Here is a 5,679-nt window from a genome sequence, read left to right as displayed (position 1 = left end):
TTTAATTGAAGTTGACCACATTCACCCTCTCAGCTTAGGCGGAAAGGATGAATATAAAAACCTTCAATTACTACACCGCCACTGTCACGATGATAAATCGGCATCTGATGGAAGCCTTAAATCATCTACATTAACATCATCAGAGGTTAATATAGACAATACAAGGTCAACAAAAAGATGTCAAGTTGTATCCTTAACAAGGGAACAGTCAAACTAGGAGCCGTGTGAGGTGAAAGTCTCATGCACGGTTCTGAATGGGAGGGGAGGTCGGTGACGACCTTCTCGACCCCTAATAGTATAAGGAGTTGACTGGCTCGATGGGTATTAACGGGAAGTTGACGCAAAAATAAAAGCTTTTGTGGATAATTATCTTGAATGGATGCTAACAAATCATCGGAGGAATTACTCCGGTGATGGCATAACCAAGGCGCAAAAGAAGTTAAGAGAATTGTCAAGTTATCTCCTGATAGTTAAGTAGGTGGGTGGGATTAAATATAAGATGAACGTAGGTTGGGCTTCGGCCGTGAGCTTTTGCCGAACGGTTGAAGCATGAAACCCAACGCCTGCATGGGTTACGCTACCGCTAACCCATCCTACAAATGATTGTGCCTCCCTACTTAATTGGGATGATCAACAAAAAAGCGATCGAAGGGACAAAAATTGCTACACTAACTGACGTGACCTCAATTAAAGACGAGATTGATATCCTATGCAACGCCGTAAATTTTTGCTGATCAGTGGCAGTTTAGGCGGTTTTAGCTTGGTAGCTTGCGCTCATCAAATTTTACAGCCTGTTACTTCCAAAAATCCCCCTGAGTCGGCTGTTAAACAAGCACAAAAGGCGAAAAAAGTCAAGATAATTGTGATTAGTGACCTTAATAGTCAATACGGTTCCACAACTTACGATCCCGAAATCGATCGAGCTATCCCTTTAATTATCAATAATAAACCCGATCTCGTCCTCTGTGGCGGCGACATGGTGGCAGGACAAAAAAGCAGCTTGACAGAGGCAGCAATTAACGCCATGTGGTCGGCCTTTGATCGCCATATCGCCGCGCCCCTGCGAGCTGCTAAAATACCCTTTGCTTTTACCATCGGTAATCATGACGCTTCTGGAGCTTTATCCGCAGGAAAATTTATCTATGCTAAGGAGAGAAAATTAGCCCTGGATTATTGGCAAAACCCCCAACATGATACAAGTTTAAATTTTATCGATAAAACCGGCTTTCCTTTTTATTATACTTTCACTCAAAATGGTATATTCTATCTAGTTTGGGATGCCTCCACTCATTTAATCTCTGGGCAACAACTAAATTGGGCAGCAAAAAACTTGAGTAGTACCGACGCTAAAAATGCTAAAATGCGGCTAGTAATCGGTCATTTACCCCTCTACGGTATTGCCGTGGGCAGAAATCGACCGGGGGATTATTTAGCCGATGCCGAGAAATTAAGAGCGTTTTTAGAGGGCCATCAGGTGCATACTTATATTAGTGGCCACGCTCACGCTTACTATCCGGGTAAACGGGGGCAATTACAATTATTACACGCGGGAGCTTTAGGCAGTGGACCGCGACGGTTATTGAACAGTGAACAAGCGCCCAGAAAAACCCTAACAATTGTCGATATTAATCCCCATCAACAGGAAACAGTTTACACCACCTACGACATGAAAACCCAAGAGGCGATCAATATTACCAGTTTACCTCCTTTGATTATGGCTCCCAACGGGCAAGTTTTACGTCGAGATATTCCATCGGTTAACTAGAAAGGAATTCCCCTAATGGCCACTGTCATCAGCACCGTTAATATGAAAGGAGGAGTAGGAAAAACTACCCTTACCGTCAACCTTGCCACCTGTTTAGCTAAATTTCAGCAAAAACGAGTCCTTGTCCTCGATTTAGACGCTCAAATCAGTGCGACTCTTAGTTTAATGTCCCCCCACGAATTCGCTCAACTGCGTCGCAAAAAACGCACTTTAAGCTATTTATTAGAAGCAATTATCAAACCCAATCCCTACAATAAATTAACTATTGATGATATTATTGTCCCTTCAGTCTGTGAAATTCAAGGCTTAGATTTACTGCCAGGAGACATCGAACTTTATGATGAATATGTCGTCTCACAAACCCTGCACCATCAAGCAATTTTACAGGAAGATTTAGGCTTTGATAATGCTTGGAATAACCTGGAAAGAGTCTTAATTCAAAAAATCATTGACCCCATTCAAGACCGTTACGATTATATTATCATGGACTGCGCTCCAGGGTATAATCTTTTAACTCGTAGTGGTCTATGTAGCAGTCATTTTTATTTACTACCTGCCCGTCCAGAACCTTTATCAATTGTCGGCATTCAGCTATTAGAAAGAAGAATAGTTAAACTGAAAGCTAGTCATCAAGAAACCGACCCGATTAACCCCGGTTTACTCGGTATAGTTTTTATTCTTTCCGGTGGTGGTTTACTCAGTCGCTACTATAATCAAGTCATGCGCCGGGTACAACAGGATTTTCAAGCCCATCAAATTTTTGCTAATGCGATTCCTATGGATGTTAATGTAGCTAAAGCTGTGGATATGTTCGTGCCTGCGGTGGCAGCCATGCCCTCTTCTAGTGGTTCCAAAGCTTTTATGAAACTCACAGAAGAATTCTTGATGAAAGCCAAAAAATAGGAGATAATTACTATGGTCATTGAGTGGTTAGAATTTCAAGTTAAACCCGAAGCTAGGGAAAAATTTATCCAAAAAGATCAAGAAATTTGGACAAAGTTTTTAGCAAAACAACCTGGTTTTTTAGGTAAGGAGCTTTGGATTAATCCCGCCATCGAGGAAGAATTAATTATCGTTGTCCATTGGCAAACGCAAGAACAGTGGAAAGCTATCTCCAAAAATTTACTTGATGAGACCGAAGCCAAATTTTCCCTAGCCATGGGAAAAGATAATTATCAATTACTCAAAGTCAAGGAATTTCAAGTCAGAAAATTCCGAGAAAATTGTCAGAACCATTTAGAATCTATGCAGCCCGGATAAAAAATCAATTCATCTTTTTGTCCTCGGTCAACCTAGCCAAACTTGTCATGAGGGGCTAAAGTGTGCTATAAGCAGTCAGACCCTGCCCTGGTCTTTATTCTTTCCCATTAGGTAAATTACTGATGACTCAACCGAAACGCGCCCTAATTACCGGCATCACCGGTCAAGATGGTTCCTATCTGAGCGAATTATTATTAGAAAAAGGCTATGAAGTCCACGGTATCATCCGTCGTACCTCAACTTTTAACACCGATCGCATCGATCATCTCTACATTGACCCCCACCAGCAGGATGCTAAATTATTTCTTCACTATGGCGACCTCACCGACGGGACGACCCTGCGGCGTATCCTCGAACAAGTGCAACCGGTAGAAGTGTATAATTTAGGGGCCCAATCCCACGTGCGAGTTAGTTTTGATGCCCCAGAATACACCGTTGATGCTGTCGGTGTGGGTGTCTTAAGACTACTAGAAGCAATTCGGGATTACCAAAAAAGAACCGGCATCGAAGTCCGTTTCTATCAAGCAGGTTCCTCGGAAATGTTCGGGAAAGTCATGGAAGTTCCCCAAAAAGAAACCACGCCATTTTATCCCCGCAGTCCCTACGCTTGTGCGAAAGTTTACGGTCACTGGCAAACGGTCAACTATCGGGAATCCTACGACTTATTTGCCTGTAACGGCATTTTATTTAACCATGAATCCCCCCGGCGTGGAGAAACTTTTGTCACGCGCAAAATTACCCGCGCTTTGGCCAGAATTATTGCTGGACAACAGAAAAAACTCTATCTAGGAAATCTCGATTCTAAACGGGATTGGGGTTATGCTAAGGACTATGTGCGGGCGATGTGGTTAATGTTACAACAGCAAGAACCAGATGATTATGTGGTGGCGACCAATGAAACCTATTCTATCCGGGAGTTTCTAGATATTTCTTTCCAATACGTTAATTTAAATTGGCAGGATTATGTGGAGTTTGATCAACGTTATTTGCGTCCAGCGGAAGTAGATTTATTGATAGGAGATTCCACAAAAGCCAGAGAGAAATTAGGTTGGCAGCCGTCGGTGACCTTCGAGGGACTGGTAAAATTAATGGTAGATGCGGATTTAGCGGCTTTGGGGATTAATCTTAATAACGGTGGTGATAGCGAACAGTTATTAAAAGATTTGGCTTATCTTCGCAATCGTTCGATGACAACTGTGGATTAAAGAGGTGAAAATATGCTGAATTTAAGCGAACAGAGAATCGTTGTCACCGGGGGGGGCGGATTTTTAGGTCGGCAAGTAGTTAATCAGTTAATTGCAGCGGGGGCAAATCCCGAAAAAATTACAATTCCTCGGTCCAAAGATTGTGATTTAAGAGTTTGGGAAAACTGTCAACGTTTAGCCGACCAAGAAGATTTAATTATCCATTTGGCGGCCCATGTGGGAGGCATCGGTCTCAATCGGGAAAAACCCGCCGAATTATTCTATGATAATTTGATGATGGGAACCCAATTAATTCACGCTGCCTATCTAGCAGGAGTGCAAAAATTTGTCTGTGTGGGGACAATTTGTGCCTATCCAAAATTTACTCCAGTACCTTTCCATGAAGACGATTTATGGTCAGGATATCCCGAAGAAACCAATGCGCCTTATGGTATCGCTAAAAAGGCTTTATTGGTACAATTAGAGTCCTATCGTTTGCAGTATGGTTTCAACGGAATTTATCTTTTACCGGTGAATTTATACGGGCCAGAGGATAATTTTGATCCGGGTAGTTCCCATGTAATTCCTGCTTTAATTCGCAAGGTTTATGAGGCACAACAACGGGGGGATAAACAACTTCCTGTCTGGGGAGATGGTAGTCCAACCCGGGAGTTTCTCTACTCCACCGATGCAGCGCGAGGCCTTGTCATGGCCAGTCAATTCTATAATGAATCAGACCCGGTTAATCTTGGTACAAATTATGAGATTTCTATCAAAGATTTAGTGGAATTAATCTGTGATTTAATGGGTTTTGATGGCGAAATTGTTTGGGAAATAGATAAACCGAATGGTCAACCGCGACGCTGTTTAGATACAACCCGCGCTCAGGAAAAATTCGGTTTTGTTGCTCAAATGGAATTTAAAGAAGGTTTGCGGAAAACCATTGAATGGTATCGACAAAACGCCGCTTAGTCCAGATAGCTGGTGTGTTAGATAAATAACTAACACACCAGATTTTTTTTCAGCTTACTGCCCGGTAAAATCAGAACGAAGGGTTAATTTTAAATCTTCCTTGGGGTTAATTGACAATAATTCCACCGATTCTCCTCGTAATAACCAACCGGCTAATACTTCTAATCCCCCTCCTCGTAATAATCCCTCGCTAACCGGTTGGTCAGAAGTAAAGGAAGCGAGGACAGAAGCGGCGGATTTTCCTAATACTGCACCCTGAATAATTTTATCGGGGTTAACTCCTTTAATTAGCCTTTCTAGACGAGTGAAAACTGCCGAAATAGCATCAATAGATTTTTCTTGGGGTTGACGGGTTTTTAAAAAGATTTTTTGGGATAAAAAACGCGAACCTTGACCATCGGGTTTAATTTCTCCGATAATCTGACTACCATCGGGAATAATTGTCTGTCCTTGGGAATTTTTGATATTATCGGTGACGGTCAGAGATCTGTCTCTTAT

The 5,679-nt window shown here is 42.2% G+C and carries 6 protein-coding genes and 2 pseudogenes; 6 read left to right on the top strand and 2 right to left on the bottom strand.

From position 1 onward, the window contains the following. Window positions 1-217: HNH endonuclease (locus tag IQ242_RS15335; RefSeq protein WP_193960552.1), on the top strand; the 217-nt coding region annotated here is incomplete at its 5' end. A gap of 79 nt (window positions 218-296) precedes the next feature. Here the strand turns inward: IQ242_RS15335 and IQ242_RS27195 are convergent. Further along, a pseudogene (locus tag IQ242_RS27195) lies at window positions 297-455 on the bottom strand (peptidase C15); the annotation flags it as partial. A gap of 254 nt (window positions 456-709) precedes the next feature. Between IQ242_RS27195 and IQ242_RS15330 the strand changes: the two are divergent. From IQ242_RS15330 to IQ242_RS15310, 5 genes are all read left to right on the top strand, one after another. After that, on the top strand, window positions 710-1,765 hold the full coding sequence (locus IQ242_RS15330; RefSeq protein WP_193960551.1) for a metallophosphoesterase: 1,056 nt from the start codon (window positions 710-712) through the stop codon (window positions 1,763-1,765). A gap of 15 nt (window positions 1,766-1,780) precedes the next feature. Further along, window positions 1,781-2,668: a ParA family protein gene (locus IQ242_RS15325; protein WP_193960550.1), complete on the top strand. Its 888-nt coding sequence runs from the start codon at window positions 1,781-1,783 to the stop codon at window positions 2,666-2,668. 12 nt (window positions 2,669-2,680) lie between these two features. After that, complete coding sequence (locus tag IQ242_RS15320; RefSeq protein ID WP_193960549.1) at window positions 2,681-3,025, top strand: TIGR03792 family protein; 345 nt, start codon at window positions 2,681-2,683, stop codon at window positions 3,023-3,025. A 122-nt stretch (window positions 3,026-3,147) separates the two neighbouring features. Next, complete coding sequence (gene gmd, locus IQ242_RS15315; RefSeq protein WP_193960548.1) at window positions 3,148-4,230, top strand: GDP-mannose 4,6-dehydratase; 1,083 nt, start codon at window positions 3,148-3,150, stop codon at window positions 4,228-4,230. 12 nt (window positions 4,231-4,242) lie between these two features. After that, the gene (locus IQ242_RS15310; protein WP_193960547.1) at window positions 4,243-5,181 is read left to right on the top strand and encodes a GDP-L-fucose synthase; all 939 of its coding nucleotides are present in this window, start codon (window positions 4,243-4,245) and stop codon (window positions 5,179-5,181) included. A gap of 54 nt (window positions 5,182-5,235) precedes the next feature. On the opposite strand, the pseudogene IQ242_RS15305 reads toward IQ242_RS15310, so the two are convergent. Beyond that, a pseudogene (locus IQ242_RS15305) lies at window positions 5,236-5,679 on the bottom strand (hypothetical protein); the annotation flags it as partial.

It is taken from the genome of Microcystis sp. LEGE 08355 (assembly GCF_015207185.1).
Lineage (GTDB): Bacteria > Cyanobacteriota > Cyanobacteriia > Cyanobacteriales > Microcystaceae > Microcystis > Microcystis panniformis.
This window is presented reverse-complemented; position numbering and strand designations above follow the sequence as displayed.

What these genes read in the sequence shown, in the direction of transcription:
- IQ242_RS15330 (WP_193960551.1), top strand. Translation starts at nt 710, where the DNA reads ATGCAACGCCGTAAATTTTTGCTGATCAGTGGCAGTTTAGGCGGTTTT.
- IQ242_RS15325 (WP_193960550.1), top strand. Translation starts at nt 1,781, where the DNA reads ATGGCCACTGTCATCAGCACCGTTAATATGAAAGGAGGAGTAGGAAAA.
- IQ242_RS15320 (WP_193960549.1), top strand. Translation starts at nt 2,681, where the DNA reads ATGGTCATTGAGTGGTTAGAATTTCAAGTTAAACCCGAAGCTAGGGAA.
- gmd (WP_193960548.1), top strand. Translation starts at nt 3,148, where the DNA reads ATGACTCAACCGAAACGCGCCCTAATTACCGGCATCACCGGTCAAGAT.
- IQ242_RS15310 (WP_193960547.1), top strand. Translation starts at nt 4,243, where the DNA reads ATGCTGAATTTAAGCGAACAGAGAATCGTTGTCACCGGGGGGGGCGGA.